The sequence below is a fragment of the Streptomyces sp. 2131.1 genome (assembly GCF_900105515.1).
Classification (GTDB): Bacteria; Actinomycetota; Actinomycetes; order Streptomycetales; family Streptomycetaceae; genus Streptomyces; species Streptomyces drozdowiczii.
This window is the reverse complement of sequence record NZ_FNSY01000001.1, coordinates 5,499,311-5,521,604: the sequence shown is the minus strand read 5'-3', so window position 1 is coordinate 5,521,604 and position 22,294 is coordinate 5,499,311. Positions and strand designations below refer to the sequence as shown.

Genomic DNA, 22,294 nt, shown 5'->3' with positions numbered 1-22,294 from the left:
CGCGCCGGCAGGGGCCGGATCAGCCGTTGCCGATCTCCTTCCACTCCTTCTGGGCCTTGTTCAGCTCGTCGGCCATCTTGTCCAGGAAGTCCTTGGCCGTGGTCTTGCCGAGCAGCAGCTTCTGGAACTCGGGCTCGTTGTCGGCCTTGCTGATGTTGTTCCAGTCGGGCAGGTAGTACGGCAGCTGCACGATCTTGGTGGAGCCGTCGGTGAGGGCCTTCGCGGCGAGTTCGGTCGGGGCCGCCTCGCTGATCCACGGGTCCTTGGCGGCCTCGGTGTTGGCCGGGATGGCACCCGCGGACTCGTTCCACTTGCTGTTGGACTCGTGGGAGGCGGCGAACTCGATGAACTTCCAGGCGGCCGTCTTGTTCTTGCTCGACCGGAACAGGCCGAGGCCGTCGACCGGGTTGGAGACCTGGACACGGGTGCCGCCGTCGCCGATCGGGTTGGGCACACCGGCGAACTTGTCCTTGCCGAGGGCCTTCAGGTGGTCCTGGTAGGAGCCGAGGTTGTGGCTGAGCATGCCGATGGTGCCGGTGTCGAACTGCGCGACCATCTTGGTGAAGTCGTTGTTGACGTCGGCGGAGGGCGTCGTCTTCTTGTAGAGGGCGACGTACTTCTCCAGCGCCGCCACGTTCTTCGGGTCGTTGAGGGTGGTCTTGTCGCCGTTCCAGAACTCGGTGATGCCCGACTGCCCGTACGCAGCGTCGAGGGCCTGGGCGATGGAGCCGGCGCCGCCGCGGATGGTGTAGCCGAACTTGTTGTGGTCGGAGTCCGTCAGCTTCTCGGCCGCCTTGTAGAACTTGGCCCAGGTGGTGGGCGCGTCGAGGCCCGCCGCCTCGAAGAGGTCGGTCCGGTACCAGAGCGCGCCGTTGTTCGCGGAGGTCGGCACGGTGTACATCTCGTCGCCGCGTCCTGCGGCGTCCTTGACGCTCTCGACCATGCCCTCGACGAGCTTGCCGTTCAGCGAGGAGTCCTTGATCCGGTCGTTCAGCGGGGTCAGGGCCTCCTGCGAGACCATGTTGGCCAGGTAGGCGGTGCCGACGCCGCCGACGTCCGGCAGCCCGCCGCCCGCGATGGCCGTGTCGTATTTGGACTGCACGTCGGCGATCGGGATGGGCACGTACTTGACCTTGATGTCCGGGTACTTCTTCTCGAAGTCCTGGATGATCTCCTTCCAGACGGCGGTGCGCGGACCGCCGTTGTTGTCCCAGAAGGTGATCTCGCCCTTGCCGCTGCCCTCCTTGCCGCTGTCGCTGCCGTCGTCGCCGCACGCGGTCGCGGTCAGGGCGAGCACCGCCGCGAGGGAGACGGCGGCCGTGGCGCGCCCCCGCTGCGTCTTCGAGATGTTCATGATCGGCTCTTCTCTCTCGGTTCTCTCGGTTCGTACGCGTGCATGGGGGGTTCCGGTGGCCGGTGACCCGGCCGGCTGTTACGCGGTGACGTGGAAGCGGGTGAAGCGGGCGGCCCCGGTCGGGCCCGCCCCGGGCGGCGCGGTGGCGAACAGCCCGAGCAGTGCGCCGACCCAGCGCCACGGGGTGGCGGCGAAGACCTGTCCGGAGGGCGTGAATCCGGCGCCGTCCCCGGTGTCCGCGAGGAAGCGGCAGCGGGCGCCCGGGGCCACCTCGATCCGCAGCCGCGCCGTGCCCGAGGGCGCCGGCCTCCCGTGCCCGGCGTCGCGCTCGGCGGTGGCGGACGCCTCGGCGAAGCGGTGCACGAGCCGCACCCCGCCGTCGGCGTGCCGTTCGAGGCCGATCCAGGAGTAGGCGTCCCCGAGCACGGCGAGTCCCGCCTTCGCGCCGGGCGCCTCGCTGTCCAGCGCGAGTTCGACCTCGGCGGTGAACGTCTCGGCGGGCAGCCGCTGGACCAGTACGTGGGGCAGGAGCCTCAGGTCGTGCGCGTCCTGGGCCGGTACGCAGCTCAGCCGCAGCCCGTCCCCGGCGTGCTCGACGGTCCACCCGGGGCGCGGGTTCGCCGTCCACTGCCACTGCCTGCCGTACCGGCCGCCCGGGAAGCTGTCGTCGCAGGCCGGGGCCTCGACGGGCTGAGCGGGCAGGGCGGGCCTGCGGTGCGTGGCGACGGGTTCGCCGGCGTCCCCGACGACCGGCCAGCCCTCGTCGTCCCAGTGCATCGGCTGGAGATGCACCACCCGGCCGTACGCCCCGCGCTCCTGGAAGTGCAGGAACCAGTCCTCGCCGGCCGGGGTGTCCACCCAGGCGCCCTGGTGCGGGCCGTTGACGCCGGTCCGGCCCTGGGCGAGGACGACGCGCTCCTCGTACGGACCGAAGAAGTCGCGGGAGCGGAACGCGCCCTGCCAGCCCGTCGCGACCCCGCCCGCCGGGGCGAGGATCCAGAACTCGCCGTCGCGCCGGTGGAGCTTGGGGCCCTCCAGGGTGAACCAGCCGGGGATCGTGTCGGCGTCGACCAGGGTCTTGCCCTCGTCGAGGAGTTCCCGCCCGTCGGGGCTCATCCGGTGTCCGGTGAGCCGGTTCTTGATGCCGGAGCGGGACTTGGCCCAGGCGTGCACGAGGTACGCCTCGCCGGTCTCCTCGTCCCACAGCGGGCACGGGTCGATCAGCCCTCGCCCGGCCTTCACCAGGTGCGGCGCGGTCCAGGGGCCCCGGATGTCCTCGGCGCTGATCTGACGGATGCCGTGGTCGGGGTCGCCCCAGAAGATCCAGAACCGGCCGTCGTGGTGGCGCAGCGAGGGCGCCCACACCCCGCGGTCGTGGCGGGGCGCGGCGAACTCGGCGGCGGGCTCCAGGCGGTCCAGGGCGTGCCCGGTCAGCGTCCAGTTGACGAGGTCGCGGGAGTGGAGCAGCGGCAGCCCGGGGGCGCGGCCGAAGCTGGAGGCGGTGAGGTAGAAGTCGTCGCCGACGCGGATCACGTCGGGGTCGGACCAGTCCGCGTTGAGCACGGGGTTGCGGTAGGTGCCGTCACCGAGGTCGGCGGTCCAGGGGCGGGTGCCGTTCACGCGGTCACCGCCCGGCGGACGAGGGCGGCGGCGCCGGCCCGGTCGAGGCGGCCGTCCGCGACGACGGTGACGACGCGGCGGACGACGGTGGCGCCGGCGGGGACGGGCAGCCGTTCGGCGGCGGCGAGGGAGGAGCCGACACCGGGGTACTCGGTGGTGCGCACGAACCAGGGGTCGCGGCGGGTCTCCTCGGTCGCCCCGGCGAAGACCAGCGACCAGTTGTCGCCGCGGAGCGCGACCCAGTCGGCGGCCCGCCCGTGCACCGCCTCCTCGCCGTCCGCCGTCGGGCCGAACACGTCGGGCGGGGACGCCTCCTTGGGGGCGCGCCAGAAGAAGCCTCCGTATCCGGCGCCGGGGCGGCCGTTGGTGGCGGGGCTGCCGATCGACAGGTCGGCCGGGCCGGGGTTGGTGAGCGAGAAGGAGAGGTCGAGCGCCCAGGCGGTGTCCGAGAGCGCGGCGGCGGCCACCGTGCGGTGCTCGCGCAGCAGTTCGCCGCCGGCGGCCTCCCAGCCGATCTCCTCGACGAAGCCGTCCGGGTCGCACAGCTTCCAGCCCAGGTGGCGTTGGGTGCCGTGGTTGTCGAGCACGGTGGGCCCCTGGCCCCGGACGAAGGTGCGGCCGCCCCAGAAGTTGTGCCCGGACACGTCCGGGACGGCGACGGAGGCGCCCAGGTGGTGGATGTGGTCGGCCGGGCGCTCCTCGGTGACGGGGGTGCCGGCGAGGGTGGTGACCGGGTGGAGGTAGGGGCGTCCGGCGTCGGCGGGGAGGTAGGTGTAGCGGCCGACGGGGCGTCCGGCGCAGCTGAGCAGGGCGGTGTTCGTCATGGGGAGGTCACCTCGCTGAGTGCCCAGGGGGCGCCGAGTTCGGAGAAGAGGGCGAGCGTCTCGGCGCCGGACGCGACGAGGGCGTCGATGCCGCGCACCACGCGGCGGGTGGCCCCGGTGCCGGGCACGGGGGCGGTGTGCCAGGCGTCGGACGGCAGGGGGCGCGGTTCGGGCGCGGTCCGTACGGCCTCGACGACCTCCATGAACGCGCCGGTGTGCTCCGGCGGTACGAGGAGAGGGGCGCCCCGAGTGAGGTGGGCGACCAGGTTCTCCAGGAGGTCGGTGCGGCCGTGCACGGTCTCCAGGGGGCCGTGGCCCGCGCGCTGCACGAGGACGCGGTCCTGCTTGTACCAGAAGGTGATGCGGCCGCGGTCGCCGTGGACGATGACGTACGGCTCCCCCGCCTGCTCCGCGCAGAGGGTGACGGCGGCGGTGACGGGTGGCCCGGACACGGGGGTGACGCGTACGCAGGAGGTGTCGTCGGCCTCGATGTCGTGGGCGCGGAAGAGTTCGGTGTCGATGGACGCGATGTCCCGGGCGGTGGTGGTCCCGGCGAGTGCGAGGGCGGTGGCGACGGCGTGGGCGAGGGGGTTGGTGAGGACGCCGTCGACGACGTCGGTGTCCCCGATCCGGCGCCGTCCGGCCCAGGGCGCCCGCCGGTAGTAGGCGTCGTCGCGGACCCAGGCGCCGGCGGCGGCGTACCCCCGGACGGTGCCGATGGCCCCGGTGGCGACGAGTTCCCGGATGGCGGGGACGGCGTGCGAGCCGAAGGACTGGAAGCCCACCTGGCAGGCGGTGCCGGCCTCGCGCACCCCGGCGAGGATGCGGTCGAAGTCGGCGCGGGTGGCGGCGGGCGGCTTCTCCAGGAGGAGGTGCACGCCGCGCCCGGCGGCGGTCAGGGCGAGGGCGGTGTGGGTCTGGATGGGGGTGCAGACGACTGCGGCGCGGGCCCCGGTGGAGTCCAGGAGGGCGCCGAAGTCGGCCGACTGCTCGGGGGGTTCGTCCGCGAAGGCGGCCAGTTCGGTGGCGTCGAGCGGGGTGAGTTCGCAGATGCCGGCGAGCCGGACGAGGCCCTGGTGCTGGAGGCGGCGGATGTTGGCGAGATGCCAGCGGCCGTGGCCCCGGGCGCCCGCGAGGACGATCGGGACGGGGGTGGCGACGGGAGGCAGCGAGGTCATGTCCGTCACCCCTTCACGGCGCCGGCGCTGAAGCCGGTGATCAGCCACTTCTGGATGAAGGCGAAGACGATCACCACGGGCACCGCGGCGATCACCCCGCCCGCGGCGAGCGCGCCCAGGTCGACGCTGTCCGCGCCGATCAGGGTGTTCAGGCCGACCGGGATCGTCTGCTTGTCCTGCTCGCTGAGGAACATCAGCGCGAACAGGAAGTGGTTCCAGCTGTGCACGAAGGCGAAGGAGCCGACGGCGATGAGCCCGGGGCGCAGCAGCGGCAGCACGACCGCGCAGAAGGCCCGGAAGCGCGAGCAGCCGTCCACCCAGGCGGCCTCCTCCAGCGAAGGCGGCACGTTCTTGATGAATCCGCTGATCAGGATGATGGAGAGCGGCAGCTGGAAGACCGTCTCGGCGATGACCACGCTCCCCAGCGAGTTGATCATCTGGAGGTTCTTGAAGATCTCGAAGAGCGGTACGAGCATCAGCGCGCCGGGGATGAACTGCGAGCAGAGCAGCGCCAGCATGAAGCCGTTCTTGATCCTGAAGTCGAACCGGGCGAGAGCGTAGCCGCCGGCCAGTGCGACGAGGGTCGTGGCGACCAGGGTGCAGACGCCGACGATCATGCTGTTCTGGAAGAAGACGGCGAAGCTGCGCTCGTTCCAGACCTTGGAGAAGTGCTCCCCGGTCATCGGCCACGGCACCAGCGAGGTGGAGCCCGCGGGGCGGACGGCGAAGAGGAACATCCAGTAGAACGGGACGAGCGTGAAGACCAGGTAGATGCCCAGCGGTACGTAGATCTGCCAGCGCGGTACGTCGTCGAAGGCGCGTTCGCGTCCCGGCCTGCGGCGGGGCGTGGCGGGCGGCGGGCCCTCGGGGGCGGCCGGCCGTGCGGCACGGGTGCCGTTCTTCTCGGCGAGTGCGGCAGTCACTTGTGGTCGCCTCCGAACTTGCTCAGGCGCAGATAGACGATCGAGCAGAAGAGGAGGATCACGAAGGCGACGGTGGTGAGCGCGGAGGCGTAGCCGAAGTCGTGGCCCTCGATGCCGGTGTTGGCGACGTAGAGCGGCAGGGTGGTGGTCTCGCCGGCCGGTCCGCCGCCGGTGAGCGTGTAGAGGAGGTCGACGTTGTTGAACTCCCAGACGCCGCGCAGCAGCGTGGACAGGATGATCGCGTCGCGCAGGTGGGGCAGGGTGATGTGGAAGAACTGCCGCAGCCGTCCGGCGCCGTCCACGGAGGCCGCCTCGTACAGCTCCTTGGAGACGGACTGGAGGTCGGCGAGGATGAGGATGGCGAAGAAGGGGACCCCGCGCCAGAGTTCGGCGACGGTCGCGGCCCAGAAGACGGTGCCGGTGTCGGAGAGCACCGAGGTGCCGTACTCCCCGATCCCGGCGTCCGCGAGGTAGCGGCTGAAACCGGTCGAGGAGTTGTAGAGCAGGATCCAGATGGTGCTGGTCAGCACCCCGGAGACGGCCCACGGCGAGAAGACCATGGCGCGGGAGATGCCGCGCCCGATGAAGGTCTGGTTGACGATCAGGGCCAGCGCGAGCCCCAGGGTGAGCTGGAGCGCGACCTGGACGATCACCCACTGGGCGCTGAAGCCGAGGGTGGTCCAGAACTGGTCGTCCTCGGTGAAGATCCGGGTGAAGTTGTCGAAGCCGGCGAAACCGTTCCGCCAGGGCTTGGTGACGTTGTAGTTCTGCAGGCTGTAGTAGAAGACGCTGACCACCGGGTAGGCGATGAAGCCGAGCATCAGCAGCCCCGCGGGGGCGATCAGCAGATACGGCAGCCGGCGGGGGCTCGCGGAGCGGCGCCGGGGCACCTTGGGCGGTGTGGCCGCGGCGGAGGCTTGGGCCATGACACGTCTCCGTTCTCTCTGTACGGGGGTGCGGGTGGTGCGGAGGTGGTACGGGGCGGAGCCGGGCGGTGCGTGTAGTGCGCAAGCGCTTCCCGCATGGCGTTCGATATACCGAACAAGGGGGCGCCGGAATTCCTGAGGGGCCGTTCAGCCGGCGTACGGGTCGGGCACTTCTCCCGGCCGGGCCAGGAAGGCGAAGTCGCAGCCGGTGTCGGCCTGGGTGATCTGGTCCTGGTAGAGCGCCTGGTAGCCGCGCTCGTACCGGACGGGCGGCGGGGTCCACTCGGCCCGGCGGCGGGCCAGTTCCTCGTCGGACACGTCGAGGTTCAGCAGCCGCGCCTCGACGTCCAGGGTGACGAGGTCACCGGTGCGTACGAGGGCGAGGGGCCCGCCGACGTACGACTCGGGCGCGATGTGCAGCACGCAGGCGCCGTAACTGGTGCCGCTCATCCGGGCGTCGGAGAGCCGGACCATGTCGCGCACACCCTGCTTGAGCAGGTAGTCGGGGATCGGCAGCATGCCGTACTCGGGCATCCCGGGACCGCCCTTGGGGCCCGCGTTGCGCAGGACCAGCACATGGCCGGGGGTGAGCGCGAGCGCCGGGTCGTTGATGGTGCGCTGCATCTCCTTGTAGTCGTCGAAGACGACCGCGGGTCCGGTGTGCCGCAGCAGCTGCGGTTCGGCGGCGATGTGCTTGATGACGGCGCCGTCCGGGCAGAGGTTGCCGCGCAGCACCGCCACGCCGCCCTCGTCCGCCAGGGGGTTGGAGCGCTCCCGTATGACGTCGTCGTTGTGCACGAGCGCCCCGTCGAGCTGTTCGCGCAGAGTGTCGTGGGAGACGGTGGGCCGGTCCAGGTGGAGGACGTCGGTGAGCCGGGCGAGGAAGCCGGGGAGCCCGCCGGCGAAGTGGAAGTCCTCCATCAGGTACTTCCCGCCGGGGCGCAGGTTGGCGAGGACCGGGACGGTGCGGGCGATGCGGTCGAAGTCGTCGAGGGTGAGCTTGATCCCGGAGCGGCCGGCCATGGCGATGAGGTGGATGACGGCGTTGGTGGAGCCGCCGAGCGCGAGGACGGTCGCGACGGCGTCCTCGTACGCCTCCGCCGTGAGGATCCGCGAGAGCTTCCGCTGCCGCCACACCAGTTCGACGATCCGCAGCCCGGAGGCGGCGGCCATCCGGTCGTGGCCGGAGTCGACGGCGGGGATGGAGGAGGCGCCGGGAACGGTGACGCCGAGGGCTTCGGCGGCGGCGGTCAGGGTGGACGCCGTGCCCATGGTCATGCAGTGGCCGGGCGAGCGGGCGAGACCGTTCTCCAGCTCTCCCATCTCGCAGTCGCCGATGAGCCCGGCGCGCTTGTCGTCCCAGTACTTCCACATGTCGGTGCCGGAGCCAAGGACCTCGTTGCGCCAGTGCCCCGGCAGCATCGGCCCGGCCGGTACGAAGACGGCCGGCAGGTCGACGGAGGCCGCGCCCATCAGCAGCGCCGGGGTGGACTTGTCGCAGCCGCCGAGCAGCACCGCCCCGTCGACGGGGTAGGAGCGCAGCAGCTCCTCGGTCTCCATCGCCAGCATGTTGCGGTAGAGCATCGGGGTCGGCTTCTGGAACGTTTCCGAGAGCGTGGAGACCGGGAACTCCAGCGGGAAACCGCCCGCCTGCCAGACCCCGCGCTTGACGGCCTGCGCCCGGTCGCGCAGGTGTACGTGGCAGGGGTTGATGTCCGACCAGGTGTTGAGGATCGCGACGACCGGCTTGCCCAGGTGCTCCTCGGGGAGGTAGCCGAGCTGGCGGGTGCGGGCGCGGTGGCTGAAGGAGCGGAGCCCGTCGGTGCCGTACCACTGGTGGCTGCGCAGCTCCTCGGGGGCGATGCGGCCGGTCATATGGACCACCCGGCGATCTGGTCGGCGACCTCGGCGCGCTGCGCCTCGGGCAGTACCCGGCTGGGCGGGCGCACCGAGCGGTCGCAGAGCCCGAGGGCGGCCAGGGCCTCCTTGACGACGGTGACGTTGTTGGCGGACTGCCGGTCGGCGCGCAGCTCCTCGAAGCGGCGGATCTGCTCCCAGACCTTCATGGCGGCCGGGTGGTCGCCGGCCCGCAGCGCCTCCAGCATGGCCAGCGAGACGCCGGGCGCCACGTTGACGAGTCCGGAGGTGAAGCCGGTGGCACCGGCCGAGAAGTAGGCCGGTGCGTACAGCTCGGCGAGCCCGGCGACCCAGACGAACCGCTCCAGGCCGGCGTCCCGGGCGAAGGCGGCGAAGCGGGCGGCGTCCGGGACGGCGTACTTGACGCCGATGACATTGGGGCAGCTGTCGGCGAGGACGGCCAGGCTGTCGCCGTCGAGGTGCGGGTTGCGGATGTACGGGACGACCCCGAGTCCGGGCACGGCCTCGGCGATGGCCCGGTGGTAGTCGATCCAGCCGTCCTGCGAGACGTACGGGTGGACGGGCTGGTGCACCATCACCATCTCGGCCCCTGCGTCCCGGGCGTGCTCGGCGGCGGCGACGGCGGTCGGCACGTCGTGCCCGACGCCGACCAGGACGGTGGCGCGGCCGCCGGCCTCGTCGATGGTCAGCTCGGTGACCGTGCGCCGCTCCTCGGGGGTGAGCGCGTAGAACTCCCCGGTGTTGCCGTTAGGGGTGACGATGCGCACGCCGCCGTCGAGCAGTCTCCGCAGCAGGGCGCGGTGCGCCTCGGTGTCGATGGTCCCGTCCCCGGCGAACGGGGTCACCGGGATCGCCACGACGTCTGCGAGGGCCGCCTTCAGCGGGGTGAGGTCCATGCGGACAGGCCTTTCTTCGGTGTTCCGGTTCACGCCGTGGCGCCCCCGTCCTCGTCGTCGGGGAAGGCGCGGCGGACGAACGACGCGATGTGGTCGTGCAGGGCCCCGGCCGCCGCGTCCGCGTCGTCGGCGAGCGCGAGCCGCAGGATCTCCCGGTGCTCGGCCGCCTCCCGCTCCCAGGACGGGACGGTCGACCAGGCGACCGTGGAGACCAGCGCGGCCTGGTCGCGGACCTCGTCGAGCATCCGCGCAAGCAGCGGGTTGCCGCAGGGCAGGTAGAGCGCGCGGTGGAAGTCCCGGTTGGCGAGCGACCGGTCGGCCTTGTCGCCCGCCGAGTCCGCCCGCTCCAGGGCCTCCTGCGCCGCGTCGAGCGACGCCCTGCGGGTGATCGAGCGGCGCAGCGCCTCCGGTTCGAGCAGCAGCCGCACGTCGTAGACCTCGCGGGCCATGGCCGCGTCGACGAGCCGCACGGTGGCGCCCTTGTACTGGCTCATGACGACCAGTCCGGTGCCGGCGAGGGTCTTCAGGGCCTCCCGGACGGGGGTCTTGGAGACCCCGAACTGTGCGGCGAGCTCGGTCTCCACGAGCGCCTGCCCCGGCCTCAGCTGTGCCGTGAGGATCGCGTGCTTGATCGCCTCCAGCACGTACTGGGTGCGGGACGGAATCGGGGTGGGCGCAAAGGTCATGGGTGAAGGGCTCTCACATCTCGCATATCGCGTCTCATATATGACGTACGGAGTACGACGCGATGAAGCTAGAGGCGCCGCGAATGTTTCGTCAACGCTTCTGACGAAAGAAGTTCGTGGGACCGGGACATGTGCCGTACACGGATTCCGGTGCGCCGCAGTCGAGTTGTCCGGGCGTACGGCATCTGCCCGATGCCGCGCCCGGGCCTCAGCCGCCAGCCTGACCGCATGGAGAACGCGCAGGTCGGAAAGGTGCGGTGGGCGTGATGGCGGTGGGTCGGGTGCTGCGGAACCGGACGGCCGGGCTGTTCCTCGCGGCGGTCGTGGTCTCGGGGTTCGGCAGTTCGGCGATGCGGCTGGCGGCCGGGATCTGGGTCAAGTCGCTGACGGGTTCGGACGCCTTGGCGGCCCTCGCCCTGTTCGCCGTCTGGCTGCCGGTCCTGTTCGGCCCGCTGCTGGGTGCGGTGGCGGACCGGTTGCCGCGCAAGCCGCTGCTGGTGGGCACGAACGTCGTCCTGGCGGCCTCGACGGCGGTGCTGGCGCTGGTGCGCGTGGAGGGGCGCGTGTGGCTGCTGTTCGCGGTGTTCGTGCTGTACGGGTGCCTCTCGGTGCTGATGGACTCGGCGGAGTCGGCCGTGGTGGCGGGGGCGGTCCCGGCCGCGTTGCTCGGCGACTTCAACGGGCTGCGGATGATGGCGAACGAGGGCATGAAGCTGGTCGCCCCGCTGACCGGCGCCGGGCTCTACGCCCGTTACGGAGGCGGCGCGGTGGCGCTCCTGGACGCGGTCTCCTTCGCCCTGGCGGCCGGCCTCTGCGCCCTGCTGCGGGTACGGCGGACGGCCCCGCGCGCGCCGATGGGGCCGGGCGGCTGGACGGCCGGGCTCCGGCAGCTGTGGGGGTCGCCGGTGCTGCGGCCACTGGTCCTCGCCGCCTCGGCCACGATGCTGTGCGCCGGGCTCAACGGGGCCACGCTGTACGCCGTCGTGGACGACACCCTCGGCCACTCCCCCGCGTACGCCGGTGTGCTGTCGGTTGCCCAAGGGATCGGGTCCGTCACGGTCGGGCTGCTCGCGGGCACGCTGATGCGCCGGCTGCCGGGGCGGGTGTTCCCGGCGGCGGGGATCGCGCTGTTCGGCGTCGCGGTGGGGCTGCGGGCCGTGCCGTCCGACGCGGTGGCGCTCACCGCGTGCGCGCTGATCGGGGCGGGGTTGCCGTGCGTGCTGATCGCCGCGCTGACGGCGGTGCAGCGCGAGACCCCGGACGCGGTGCTGGGCCGCACGGCCGCGACGGCGGACACGCTGATCATGTCGCCGAACGCGGTGGCCCTGGGGATCGGCGCGGGGCTGGTGGCGCGGGTGGACGTCGGGGTGCTGCTGCCGGTGGTGGGCGCGGGGGCGGTGCTGACGGCGTCGGCACTGCTGGCGGGCCGCCCGGGACGGGGGGTTCCGGGCGGCCCGGAGGTCGCGGCGGACGCGTGAGCGTGGCGGAACGCGGGCGCCGAGAGCCCTCGGCAGCCGCCTTCCCCGGGGCGCGGGGAAGCCCCGCCCGCCTCACCCGAGGCGCCTCAGCGCCCCCGCGACGGCCGCCAGGTCCGGATCGGAGGCCAGGCCCGCGTGGTACAGGCGCAGTTGGTTCGCGCCGAGCGACGCGGCGTGCGCGGCGTCCCGCTCCAGCGTGTCCGGGCTGCCGCCCATGCCGCGCACCACGGTGAGGTTGGCGGCGACGACCGCGTCGGGAGCGCCCGCGAACGGCCCGAGCACGGCCTCCCGTACCGCGTCCGCCCCGGTGCACGGCAGTACCACCCCGTCCGCCACGGACAGGATGTGCTCGGGGTCGACGCCCGCGTTGGCCCCGCAGCGGTACGGCGCGGGGTCGGCGTGCAGCAGCACCTGGAACCCGGGCGCCGCCGCCCGCACCGCACCGGTCACCGCTTCCTGGAGGCTCCGGGCCGCCTCCGTGCGCCACCGCAGCGTCGCCTCCGCGAGGTCCGCGCCGAGCAGCTTGCCGACGGCCTCCCAGCCGGCGTCCGGCGATCCGGACCCGGACCAGACCGGCTCCAGGGCCCGGCGCACGGCCGCGCCCAGCTCCTCGGGATCGAGGCCCTGTCCGGCGTACCCGGCCCGGCAGACCGGGCAGAAGCAGAGGGACATCAGGTACTGGGCGGCGTCCCCGAGCCCGACGCCCGCCACCTTGTCGTGGGCGTGCAGATGGGCGAAGCCGTACCAGCCGCAGGACTCCAGCTCGGTGCCCCGCGCCCCGTCCCGTACGGCCGCCTCCGCCGCCAGGTCCACCAGGTACGCGCGGACCTCCGGCCGGGCGACGCAGGGCGCCCACGGGTAGCGGTCCCCGTAGGCGTTGACCACCGAGGTGTCCGGGTGTTCCGCGCCGAGCCGGGAGTTGTGCGCGAGCACCACCCAGCTGTGCACGTCGAGCCCGGCCCCGGCCAGCGCGTCGGCGGCCTCCGCGAACGGGTCGTCCGAGGCGATCCACGCCTGCGGGTACGGGCGCAGCGCCCGCCCCGCCCAGCGGCCGGCGTCCGGCGGGTAGAGCACCGCCGCGTGCTCGGCCGTGACGAGGCGGCGGGCGGGGTGGCGCGGGGTCAGCGCCCGGGTGGAGTGGTAGGCGGCGGCGAGCGTCACCTGCTGGATGCCCAGGTCCGCGATGCGGGCGGGGGCGTCGGGGTCCCCGACGACGTCCCAGGGGTAGAGGAAGGCGGACGTCCTCATGCGTGCCGCTCCAGGAGCGCGCGGCCGGCGGCGACGATCTCCGTCAGCTCCTTGATGTGCGCGGCGGGCGGCTCGGTGAGCGGGCTGCGCACCGGTCCGACGTCCAGCCCCTGGAGCCGGACTCCGGCCTTGACGAGCGACACGGCGTAGCCGCGGCCCCGGGCCCGCAGTTCGACGAGCGGCCGGTAGAACGAGTCGAGCAGCGCGTTGACCAGGGCGTCGTCGCCGGAGTCCAGGGCCCGGTAGAAGGCGAGCGCGATGTCGGGGGCGAAGGCGAAGACAGCCGACGAGTACAGCGTGACGCCGATGCCGCGGTAGGCGAGGCCGGTGAGCTCGGCGGTGGGCAGCCCGTTGAAGTAGAGGAAGTCCTCCCCCGGCAGCCCGCCGCGCACCGCGCTGACGATGCGCTGCATCAGGTCCAGGTCGCCGTAGCCGTCCTTGAGGCCGATGATCCCGGGGGTACGGGCCAGGGCGAGCACGGTCTCCGGGGTGAAGACGGCGTTGTCGCGCTGGTAGACGATCGTCTCCAGGCCGGTGGCCGCGGCCAGCGCCGTGTAGTGCGCCAGCAGCCCTTCCTGGTCGGCGTGGACCAGGTACGGGGGCATGGCCAGCAGCCCGTCGGCACCTGCCTCCTCGGCGAGCCGGGCGAACCGGACCGCCAGCGCGGTGCCGTACCCGGCGCCCGCGACGACCGGTACCGCGCCGGCGGTCTCCTCCACCGCGGCGGCCACGACGAGCCGGAACTCCTCGGGGGTCAGGGCGTGGAACTCACCGGTGCCGCAGGCCGCGAACACCGCCGCCGCACCGGCGTCGATGCCCCGGCGGACGTGCGCCCGGAAGGCGTCCACGTCGACGGCGCCGGCCGCGTCGTAGGCGGTGACGGGGAAGAAGAGCGGCCCGGCGACGGCGGTGAGTCGGGCGGCAAGCGGATCTGAACTCACGGGCGCCTCCTGAGGCGTGCGCATCTCTGATTCGTGTCCATATTTATGAACACATCCTAAGCTAGGCCGCAGGGCTCGCCGAGGTCAAGGCGCGCCGACCGCACTCCGACGCGGGAACTTTGCCCTCGATGACCGGACAGGCGCGCTCCCTCGACGCCCCTTGACGCCCCCTCACCCCCCACATACCTTGTCCACGCATGTGAACCTGATCCAAAAGGAGACCCGCATGCCCGCCGCAAAGCCCCGCACCGTCCTGCTCACCGGCGCCGCCGGCGGCCTCGGCACGCTGATGCGCGCGCTGCTGCCCGCCCACGGCTACGCGCTGCGCCTGTTCGACATGGTGCCGATCGAGGGCGAGCCGGACGCGATCACCGCCGACCTGGCGGACAGGGACGCGCTGCGCGAGGCCGTGGCGGGGGTCGACGCGATCATCCACCTCGCGGGCATCTCCCTGGAAGCCCCGTTCGACAAGATCCTCAGGGCGAACATCGAGGGCACGTACAACCTGTACGAGGCCGCGCGGGAGGCCGGGGTCCGCCGCATCGTGTTCGCCTCGTCCAACCACGCGGTGGGCTTCACCCCGCGCCCGCTCCCGGGCGACCTGCTGATCCCGGTGGACACCCCGCGCCGGCCCGACACCTTCTACGGCCTGTCCAAGTCGTTCGGCGAGGATCTCGCCCAGCTGTACTGGGACCGGCACGGCATGGAGACGGTCTCCGTCCGCATCGGCTCCTGCTTCCCCGAGCCGACGTCCGTCCGGATGCTGTCGGTGTGGATGAGCCCCGCCGACGGCGCCCGGCTGTTCGACGCCGCGCTCACCGCCGAGAACGTCGGGCACACCGTCGTGAACGGCTCCTCGGACAACACCCGCCTCTGGTGGGACCTGACCTCCGCCCGCGCGCTGGGCTACGAGCCGCAGGACGACTCGGAGCCGTACGCGGCGAAGCTCGTCGCGGAACAGGGCGAGCTGGACCCCGGCAACCCGGACCACGCCCACCTCGGCGGTCACTTCTGCACCAACCCGCCGATCTGGCCGTACTGAGGCCGCGGCAATACCGTCATACGCGGAAAAGCCGTCGTCCCGGAACGCTCCGGCGCGGCATGATGCGGTCATGGCGAGACCTTCGGGATTCCGGTACGAGCAGCACGGCGACGCGAGCGTCACCGTCACCCACCACGGCCGCCCGGCGGGCACCCTGCGCGGCAGCCGGGCGGAGAAGTTCCTGGCCGAGGTGGAGGCGGGCGACGTCCAGCTGGTGATGGCCCGCTGGACGGGGGCGTACAAGCACGGCAACGAGCGCACCGCGCGCAACCACCCGCGCAACCGCTGACGGGACCCGCAGCGGGGCGCGGAACGGAAGCTTCCGCCGTACGGGCGAACCCTGCGGAAGGTAAGGGAACGGCAAAGCCGGGTCGTTCGTTCATCGGGACATGACCGCTATGACACCTGGCTCGAATCTCCCCCTCACCTCCGTCCGCGTGGCGGTGGACGTCGCGGCGCCCGTGCGGCTCGACGTGTCGGGCCTGCTGCTCACCGCCGACGGCAAGGTGCGCTCCGACGACGACTTCATCTTCTACAACCAACCCTCGGGCCCCGGTGTGACCTACCGCTCCGGCGGCGGCAGCGCGCCGGACGCCGTCGTCGTGGACACCGCCGCGGTGCCCGCCGGCATCGAGAAGATCGTCGTCACGGCGAGCCCGGACGGCGCCGGTCAGACCTTCCAGGGCGTCGAGCCGACCGCCACCGTGCGCGACGCGGACAACGGCACCGTGCTCGCTTCCTTCACCCCGCCCCGGCTGGGCGCCGAGACCGCCCTCGTGGTCATGGAGGTCTACCGGCGCGGCGGTGCCTGGAAGGTCCGCGCCGTCGGCCAGGGCTACGCGAACGGCCTGGCCGGCATCGCCACGGACTTCGGCGTCACGGTCGACGAGGCCCCCGCCGCCCCCGCCGCTCCCCCGGCGGTCACCGCCCCCGCGCCCCCGCCGCCGGCCGCCGCGCCGGCGGACCCGCGCCTCGCGCCGCCCGCCCCGGCCGCTCCCCCCGCCGCCCCTCCGGCTCCCCCGGCCCCGGCCGCTCCGGGGCGGATCAACCTCGACAAGGGCCGCGTCAGCCTCCGGAAGAACGAGACCGTCTCGCTGGTCAAGGCGGGCCGGCCGCTGCTTTCGCAGGTCAAGATGGGGCTCGGCTGGGAGCCCGCGTTCCGCGGCAAGGACATCGACCTGGACGCCTCGGTCATCGCGTACGGGCCGCGCCGCAACCACCTGGACAGTTGCTACTTCGGCAAGCTGTCCATCCTGAACGGCGCGATCAAGCACTCCGGGGACAATCTGACCGGTGAGGGCGAGGGGGACGACGAGGTGATCGTCGTCGACCTGGGCCGGATCCCCGCCGAGGCGACCGGCCTGGTGTTCACGGTCAACTCGTTCACGGGCCAGAAGTTCACCGAGGTCGCCAAGGCCTACTGCCGGCTGGTGGACGCCGCCACCGACGAGGAGCTGGTCCGCTTCGACCTGACCGGGGCCGAGCCGCAGACCGGCGTGATGATGGCCAAGCTGATCAAGCAGTTCTCCGGCGAGTGGGAGATGACCGCGATGGGCGACTTCGTGAAGTCGCGGACCGTCCGGGGCATGGTGAAGCCCGCCGCTCAGGCCCTGTAGCGGCCCCGTACATGGCTCAGGGGCCGTCCGCGCGGCTGGCGGACGGCCCCTGGGACGGCCTCAGAGCTTCGTGAGCTTGGAGTAGGGGCTCATGATGCGACCCTGACGGCCGGCGAAGTCGATGAGCACCGCGTCGTTGTCGCCCTCGACGGCGAGGACGCGGCCCAGACCGAACTGGTCGTGCGAGACCCGGTCGCCCACGTCGAACAATTCGACCGGTGGGGCCGCCTGGGCCGGGCGGTTGAAGGGACTGGACGGCAGGTGGCGGCGGGAGCCGGCTGACTGTTTCATTAAGTCGAGTATGCGCCCCCGGGGCCCCCTACGCCATGCCCCGCAGTTAACGGTTGGGCTGCCGCTTCCACGGACCGGTGATCGCGACCATGATCCCCGGGGTCTGGATGTTGGCGAACAGCGTGCGGCCGTCCGGCGAGAACGTGACCCCGGTGAACTCGCTGTACTCGGGCTCCTCCGCGCTGCCGATGTTCAGCTCGTTGCGCGCGATCGGGTAGGTGCGGCCGCTCTCGGTCGCCCCGAAGAGGTGCTGGACGCCCTCGCCGTCCTCGGCGATGACCAGACCGCCGTACGGCGAGACGGTGATGTTGTCCGGGCCGTCGAAGGCGCCGTCCTTCGACGGGTCCGGGTTGACGCCCAGGAGCACCTTCAGGGTCAGCGTGCGGCGCTTCGGGTCGTAGAACCAGACCTGGCCGTCGTGCTGGACGGGGCTCTCGTCACGGGCGAAGGAGGACACGATGTACGCGCCGCCGTCGGCCCACCACATGCCTTCCAGCTTGCGGGCGCGGGTGACCGCACCGTCCGCGAACTGCTTGCGCACCGAGACGGACTTGGCGTCGCGGTCCGGCACGTCGACCCAGTCCACGCCGTACACGGTGCCGGTCTTCGTGGCCCGCGAGAGGTCGTCGACGAACTTGCCGGTCTTGTCGAAGCACTTGAACGCCTGGAGCACGCCCGCGTCGTCGGCGAGGGTGCGCAGCTTGCCCCGGCCGTGCCGGAAGCCGTGCGGCGGCACCCAGCGGTAGAGCAGCCCGTTGGGGCCCGAGGCGTCCTCGGTGAGGTAGGCATGGCCCTGCTTGGGGTCGATGACGACCGCCTCGTGCGCGTACCGGCCGAAGGCCTTGATGGGGCGCGGGGAGCGGTTGGCGCGCTTGTCGTACGGGTCGACCTCGAAGACGTAGCCGTGGTCCTTGAGCAGGCCGTTCTTGCCGGCCTTGTCCTCGGTCTCCTCGCAGGTGAGCCAGGTGTCCCACGGGGTGGCGCCGCCCGCGCAGTTGGTGGAGGTGCCGGCGATGCCGACCCACTCCGCGGTGCGGCCGTCGCGGCGGGTCTCGACGACGGTGCAGCCGCCCGCCGCGACCGGGTCGTAGACGAGGCCGTCGGTGAGGGGCACCGGGTGCTCCCAGCCGGCCCGGGTGCCGCTCAGCTCGTGGTTGTTGACCAGCAGCGTCACCCCGCGCGGGCCCTCGAAGGCGGCCGTGCCGTCGTGGTTGGACGGCGTGTACTCGCCGCTCTCCAGCTTGGTGACCCCGCAGTGCGTGATGATCCGGTACGAGAATCCGGCGGGCAGCGCGAGTATGCCCTTCGGGTCGGAGCGCAGCGGTCCGTAGCCGGGTTCGCGGTCGTGACCGTGGCCGTGGTCATGCCCGTGGCCGTGGTCGTCGTGGCCGTGGGCCGGGCCCCCGGCGGCGAGGGCGCCGGGCGCGGTGGCCAGCGCGGCGACGGTTCCGGTGAGGGCGACGCCGGCGCCGGTGAGGGCGGACTGTCTGGTGAATTCCCTGCGCGTGAAGGCCATCACGTACTCCTGGTGCTGCGGGGGTGTGCTGTTGACGGGCCTCACCGTTCCGTCCGTTCCCCAACACCAGTTGAACCGGCGACGACTTCTGGGCGCCGCTTTCGGTGAACATCGACGACGGGCGGGCGGCCCGTGTCCGGCCGCCCGCCCGTCACATCCGCTCCGAAGTGCCTGGTCAGTCGCCCGAACCGGCACGCGAGCGCGCCTTGAACGCGGCCTTGCGGGCCTCCTTGGCCTGCTTCCTGTCGCTGTGCAGCCGCCCCATCGCCTCCAGGACGTCCGCGGTCGCCGGGTGGTCGACGCGCCAGGCCTCGTCGAAGAAGCCGCTGTGCTGGCCGGACAGGCCCTCGACCAGGCCCTGGAGCTCGTCGAGGTCGCCGTCGGCCTCCAGCTGGGCGGCGATCGTGTCGATGGCGAGCCAGAAGATCATCGTCTCCGAGGGCGCCGGGACGCCCTCCGCGCCCCGCTCGGCGAGCCAGACCCGGGCCAGGCCGCCGAGCTGCGGGTCGTCGAGCACCGCGCGCACGGCGGGTTCGGCCTCCGCGCCGACCAGGGCGAGCGCCTCCTGGCAGTGCAGCCGGCGCAGCGGGGCCACCGGGTCGTCACCCCGTGCGGCGTCCAGGAGTTCGGCGGCGGCGCCGTCCGAGCCCCGGCGGGCCAGCCACAGCTGGATCTCGGCACGGGCCCCGGCCTCCGGGTAGTGGGCGACGCCGCCGAGGAGCACGTCGGCGCCCTTGTCCACGAGGTCGCCGATCGCCGGGGCGTCCACCCCGGCCTCCAGCATGCGGGCGCGGATGCCGTAGAGGCCGAGCGGGGTCAGCCGGACCATGCCGTAGCGGGTGACGTCCTCGTCGTCGGAGGGCGAGGCGTCCTCCTCGCCCTCCTCGACGAGCAGCGCCTCGTCCACCGGGTGGTATTCGACGATGCCGATGGGCTCCAGCACCCGGAACTGGTCGTCCAGCCGCATCATCGCGTCCGAGACCTGCTCCAGCACGTCGTCGGTGGGCTCGCCCATGTCGTCGGGGACGATCACCGACGCGGCGAGGGCGGGCAGCGGCACCGGCGCCCCGTCCGCGCCCTCGCCGACGGTGAGCAGGTAGAGGTTGCCGAGGACGCCGTCCAGGAACTCCGCCTCGGTCTCCGGGTCCCAGTCGAGCGCCTCGAAGTCGATCGAGCCGTCCTCTCCGACGAGGTCCGCGAAGTCGTCGAAGGCCGGTGCGGTCGCGTCGGCGTGCGCTGCCTCCAGGCCGTCGAGCCAGATCGCCAGGACGTCCGCCGGTGAACCGCCGGTCAGCAGTGCGAGGTTCTCGCCCGCGGTGACGGTCCCCAGCGCCTCGTCGTCCCCGGTCTCGTCCTCGTCGAAGACGCCCTCCGGGCCGCCCGGCTCCCGGGCCGGCTCCTCGATGTCGACGAGCCCGGTGTCGACGGCGAGCCGCCATGCCTCGCTGGCCTCCGCCGCACCGTCCTCGTTCGGGGCGAGGCCGAGGTGCTCGGCGGCGGCGGGGAGTTGCGCGTCGACGAGTTCGCCGCCGGCCCCGACCCTGGTGTCCGGGCCGGCCCAGCGGGCGAGCCGTGCGGCGCGGGCGAGCAGCGGCGCGGCAAGCGCGTCCCGTGCCAGCTCGGCCTCGGTGTGCAGCCGGACCGGCGGCAGGGTCGGGCGCTCTGCGGACATCAGGGGGTCTCCTCGGAACATACGGGGGGGGCGGTCGCCGGGCCGGCCGGCTCAGGACGTGTGCCGCGGGGCCCAGCGCCTGTGGCGGGGCGGGGCGGGTGGAACGTGCGGAACACGCCCCCAGCGTAGACGCATTTCGCCGCGTGCCGCCCGGAATGCGGGCAAGGCCGCCGTCGCCCCGGGCCCCGGGGCCCGCCCTCTCGGCGCCCCGGGCCCCAGCAGATGCGGCGCTCCCCGCCACTCTTGAGTGGTGCTTCACCCTCACCCACAGAAGATCTAAGTAGACCTTCACCGTCCGAGGGGCCGACACTGCTGGAATGACGCCTTCCGCACCTGCCCGCCCGCGCCCCTTCGGCCGCGCCCTCTGCGCCATGGTCACCCCCTTCACCGCCGACGGAGCCCTCGACCGGGAGACCGCGGCGGCACACGCGGCCGCCCTGGTCGCGGGCGGCTGCGACGGGCTGGTGCTCAGCGGCACCACCGGCGAGTCCCCGACCACGTCCGACGCGGAGAAGGCGGCACTGCTGCGGACGGTGCGCGAGGCGGTCGGCCCGGCCGTGCCGCTGGTCGCGGGCGTCGGCACCTCGGACACCCGGCACACGATCGAGCTGGCGCGCCAGGCCGAACAGGCGGGCGCGGACGGGCTCCTGGTGGTGACCCCGTACTACAGCAGGCCCCCGCAGGCGGCCGTGGAGGCGCACTTCCGCCGCATCGCGGACGCGGCGGGGCTGCCCGTGATGCTGTACGACATCCCCGGCCGCACCGGCACCCGCATCGAGCCGGAGACCATGCTGCGGCTGGCGGAGCACCCGCGCATCGTCGCGGTGAAGGACTGCTCGCAGGACCTGCTGACGGCGACCCGGGTGATCGCGGCCGGCGGGCTCGCGTACTACTCGGGCTGCGAGGAGCTGAACCTGCCGCTGTACGCGGTGGGCGGCGCGGGTTACGTCAGCACGGTCGCCAACGTGGTGCCGGGGCGGATGCGGGCGGTGCTGGACGCCTTCGACGCCGGGGACACCGACGGGGCCGCCCGGCTCAACGCGCGGCTCGCCCCGCTGACGGCCCTGATGATGGCGTCCGGGCTGCCCGGCACGGTGACGGCGAAGGCGCTGCTGGCCGCGGGGCCGGTGCGTGAACCGCTGCAGCCCGCCGGGCGCGAGGCGTCCGACGGGCTGCGTGCGGCGTACGAGGAACTCCTCGCCCCCGCTTAGTCGTTGCTGTGCAGGACGTCGTTGAGGCCGTCCCAGACCGCGTTGTTCGGGCGGGCCTCGACGGCTCCGGTGACCGAGTTGCGGCGGAAGAGGATGTTCGAGGCGCCGGAGAGCTCACGGGCCTTGACCACCTGGCCGTCCGGCATGGTGACGCGCGTACCGGCGGTGACGTACAGACCGGCCTCGACGACGCACTCGTCGCCGAGCGCGATGCCGACCCCGGCCTCCGCGCCGACCAGGCAGCGCTCACCGATCACGATGCGCTCCTTGCCGCCGCCGGAGAGCATGCCCATCGTGGAGGCGCCGCCGCCGATGTCCGAGCCGTCACCGATGACGACGCCGGCGGAGATGCGGCCCTCGACCATGGACGTGCCGAGCGTGCCGGCGTTGAAGTTGACGAAGCCCTCGTGCATGACGGTCGTGCCGGAGGCGAGGTGCGCGCCGAGGCGCACCCGGTCGGCGTCCGCGATACGTACGCCCTTCGGCGCCACGTAGTCCGTCATGCGCGGGAACTTGTCGACGGAGGTGACCTGGAGGTGCAGGCCCTCGGCGCGGGCGTTGAGCCGCACCTTCTCCAGGTCGTCGACGGCGACCGGGCCGAGCGAGGTCCAGGCGACGTTGGCGAGGTGGCCGAAGATGCCGTCCAGGTTCTGCCCGTGCGGCTGGACCAGGCGGTGCGAGAGCAGGTGCAGGCGCAGGTAGACGTCGTGGGCGTCGAGCGGCTTGTCGTCGAGCGAGGCGATGACCGTGCGCACGGCGACGACCTCGACGCCGCGCCGGGCGTCCACGCCGATGGCCTTGGCGGCGCCCTCGCCGAGCAGGTTCACGGCCTGGTCGGGGCCGAGCCGCTCGGTACCGGCGGGGCCGGGCTCGGCGGTGAGCTCGGGCGCGGGGAACCAGGTGTCGAGGACGGAACCGTCGCCGGCGATGGTGGCGAGTCCGGCGGCGACGGCGCCGGTGGTGCGGGTGGAAGTCGTGTCGGTCATGACCAGAA

General features: G+C 72.8%; 20 protein-coding genes. 5 read left to right on the top strand and 15 right to left on the bottom strand.

The window, feature by feature from the left end; translation table 11 throughout:
- Nucleotides 1–19: 19 nt before the first annotated feature.
- The 9 genes from BLW14_RS24800 to BLW14_RS24760 all read right to left on the bottom strand — a co-directional run bounded on the left by BLW14_RS24800 (nt 20) and on the right by BLW14_RS24760 (nt 10,285).
- Complete coding sequence (locus BLW14_RS24800; protein ID WP_093709391.1) at nt 20–1,354, bottom strand: ABC transporter substrate-binding protein; 1,335 nt, start codon at nt 1,352–1,354, stop codon at nt 20–22.
- 78 nt (nt 1,355–1,432) lie between these two features.
- Entirely contained in the window at nt 1,433–2,974 is a 1,542-nt protein-coding gene (locus BLW14_RS24795; protein ID WP_093709390.1) for a glycoside hydrolase family 43 protein, read from the bottom strand.
- On the bottom strand, nt 2,971–3,798 hold the full coding sequence (locus BLW14_RS24790; RefSeq protein WP_093709389.1) for a DUF6807 domain-containing protein: 828 nt from the start codon (nt 3,796–3,798) through the stop codon (nt 2,971–2,973). The genes BLW14_RS24795 and BLW14_RS24790 overlap by 4 nt, the downstream gene beginning before the upstream one ends.
- Nucleotides 3,795–4,976, bottom strand: coding sequence for a Gfo/Idh/MocA family protein (locus tag BLW14_RS24785; RefSeq protein WP_177154091.1), 1,182 nt, complete (start codon nt 4,974–4,976; stop codon nt 3,795–3,797). Before BLW14_RS24785 ends, BLW14_RS24790 begins: the two co-directional genes overlap by 4 nt.
- Before the next feature lie 5 nt (nt 4,977–4,981).
- Nucleotides 4,982–5,899 (bottom strand): carbohydrate ABC transporter permease, encoded by a 918-nt coding sequence (locus tag BLW14_RS24780; RefSeq protein WP_093709387.1) that lies wholly within the window; start codon nt 5,897–5,899, stop codon nt 4,982–4,984.
- Nucleotides 5,896–6,825, bottom strand: coding sequence for a carbohydrate ABC transporter permease (locus BLW14_RS24775; protein WP_093709386.1), 930 nt, complete (start codon nt 6,823–6,825; stop codon nt 5,896–5,898). The genes BLW14_RS24780 and BLW14_RS24775 overlap by 4 nt, the downstream gene beginning before the upstream one ends.
- A 147-nt stretch (nt 6,826–6,972) precedes the next feature.
- Nucleotides 6,973–8,700, bottom strand: a complete 1,728-nt coding sequence (araD, locus tag BLW14_RS24770) for an L-arabinonate dehydratase (protein ID WP_093709385.1) — start codon at nt 8,698–8,700, stop codon at nt 6,973–6,975.
- A complete protein-coding gene (locus BLW14_RS24765) occupies nt 8,697–9,599 on the bottom strand; it encodes a dihydrodipicolinate synthase family protein (protein ID WP_093709384.1) in 903 nt (300 codons plus the stop codon). The genes araD and BLW14_RS24765 overlap by 4 nt, the downstream gene beginning before the upstream one ends.
- 29 nt (nt 9,600–9,628) lie before the next feature.
- The gene (locus tag BLW14_RS24760; RefSeq protein ID WP_093709383.1) at nt 9,629–10,285 is read right to left on the bottom strand and encodes a GntR family transcriptional regulator; all 657 of its coding nucleotides are present in this window, start codon (nt 10,283–10,285) and stop codon (nt 9,629–9,631) included.
- Between the two features lie 266 nt (nt 10,286–10,551).
- On the opposite strand from BLW14_RS24760, the gene BLW14_RS24755 reads away from it, so the two are divergent.
- The gene (locus tag BLW14_RS24755; protein WP_093710840.1) at nt 10,552–11,763 is read left to right on the top strand and encodes an MFS transporter; all 1,212 of its coding nucleotides are present in this window, start codon (nt 10,552–10,554) and stop codon (nt 11,761–11,763) included.
- Nucleotides 11,764–11,835: 72 nt separating this feature from the next.
- Here BLW14_RS24755 and BLW14_RS24750 read toward each other — a convergent pair whose 3' ends face one another.
- Both BLW14_RS24750 and BLW14_RS24745 read right to left on the bottom strand, forming a co-directional pair.
- Nucleotides 11,836–13,011, bottom strand: coding sequence for a hypothetical protein (locus BLW14_RS24750; protein WP_093709382.1), 1,176 nt, complete (start codon nt 13,009–13,011; stop codon nt 11,836–11,838).
- Nucleotides 13,008–13,952, bottom strand: coding sequence for a 5-dehydro-4-deoxyglucarate dehydratase (locus BLW14_RS24745; RefSeq protein WP_093709381.1), 945 nt, complete (start codon nt 13,950–13,952; stop codon nt 13,008–13,010). Before BLW14_RS24745 ends, BLW14_RS24750 begins: the two co-directional genes overlap by 4 nt.
- A gap of 226 nt (nt 13,953–14,178) precedes the next feature.
- Between BLW14_RS24745 and BLW14_RS24740 the strand changes: the two genes are divergently transcribed.
- From BLW14_RS24740 to BLW14_RS24730, 3 genes are all read left to right on the top strand, one after another.
- Nucleotides 14,179–14,994 carry an NAD-dependent epimerase/dehydratase family protein gene (locus tag BLW14_RS24740; protein WP_093709380.1) on the top strand — a complete coding sequence of 272 codons (816 nt, stop codon included), beginning with the start codon at nt 14,179–14,181 and terminating at the stop codon, nt 14,992–14,994.
- Between the two features lie 70 nt (nt 14,995–15,064).
- On the top strand, nt 15,065–15,283 hold the full coding sequence (locus BLW14_RS24735; RefSeq protein ID WP_093709379.1) for a hypothetical protein: 219 nt from the start codon (nt 15,065–15,067) through the stop codon (nt 15,281–15,283).
- Between the two features lie 109 nt (nt 15,284–15,392).
- On the top strand, nt 15,393–16,610 hold the full coding sequence (locus tag BLW14_RS24730) for a TerD family protein (protein ID WP_093709378.1): 1,218 nt from the start codon (nt 15,393–15,395) through the stop codon (nt 16,608–16,610).
- A gap of 60 nt (nt 16,611–16,670) precedes the next feature.
- Here BLW14_RS24730 and BLW14_RS34265 read toward each other — a convergent pair whose 3' ends face one another.
- From BLW14_RS34265 to BLW14_RS24720, 3 genes are all read right to left on the bottom strand, one after another.
- On the bottom strand, nt 16,671–16,901 hold the full coding sequence (locus tag BLW14_RS34265) for a CarD family transcriptional regulator (protein WP_018104640.1): 231 nt from the start codon (nt 16,899–16,901) through the stop codon (nt 16,671–16,673).
- Nucleotides 16,902–16,947: 46 nt separating this feature from the next.
- Complete coding sequence (locus BLW14_RS24725) at nt 16,948–18,417, bottom strand: alkaline phosphatase PhoX (protein WP_093709377.1); 1,470 nt, start codon at nt 18,415–18,417, stop codon at nt 16,948–16,950.
- A 175-nt stretch (nt 18,418–18,592) separates the two neighbouring features.
- Nucleotides 18,593–20,089: a hypothetical protein gene (locus tag BLW14_RS24720; protein ID WP_093709376.1), complete on the bottom strand. Its 1,497-nt coding sequence runs from the start codon at nt 20,087–20,089 to the stop codon at nt 18,593–18,595.
- A 317-nt stretch (nt 20,090–20,406) separates the two neighbouring features.
- Here BLW14_RS24720 and dapA point away from each other — a divergent pair, with 317 nt between their 5' ends.
- A complete protein-coding gene (dapA, locus tag BLW14_RS24715; protein WP_093709375.1) occupies nt 20,407–21,300 on the top strand; it encodes a 4-hydroxy-tetrahydrodipicolinate synthase in 894 nt (297 codons plus the stop codon).
- Here dapA and dapD read toward each other — a convergent pair.
- Nucleotides 21,297–22,286: a 2,3,4,5-tetrahydropyridine-2,6-dicarboxylate N-succinyltransferase gene (gene dapD / locus BLW14_RS24710; protein ID WP_093709374.1), complete on the bottom strand. Its 990-nt coding sequence runs from the start codon at nt 22,284–22,286 to the stop codon at nt 21,297–21,299. The two genes, dapA and dapD, sit on opposite strands and share 4 nt — an antisense overlap.
- Nucleotides 22,287–22,294 lie beyond the last annotated feature (8 nt).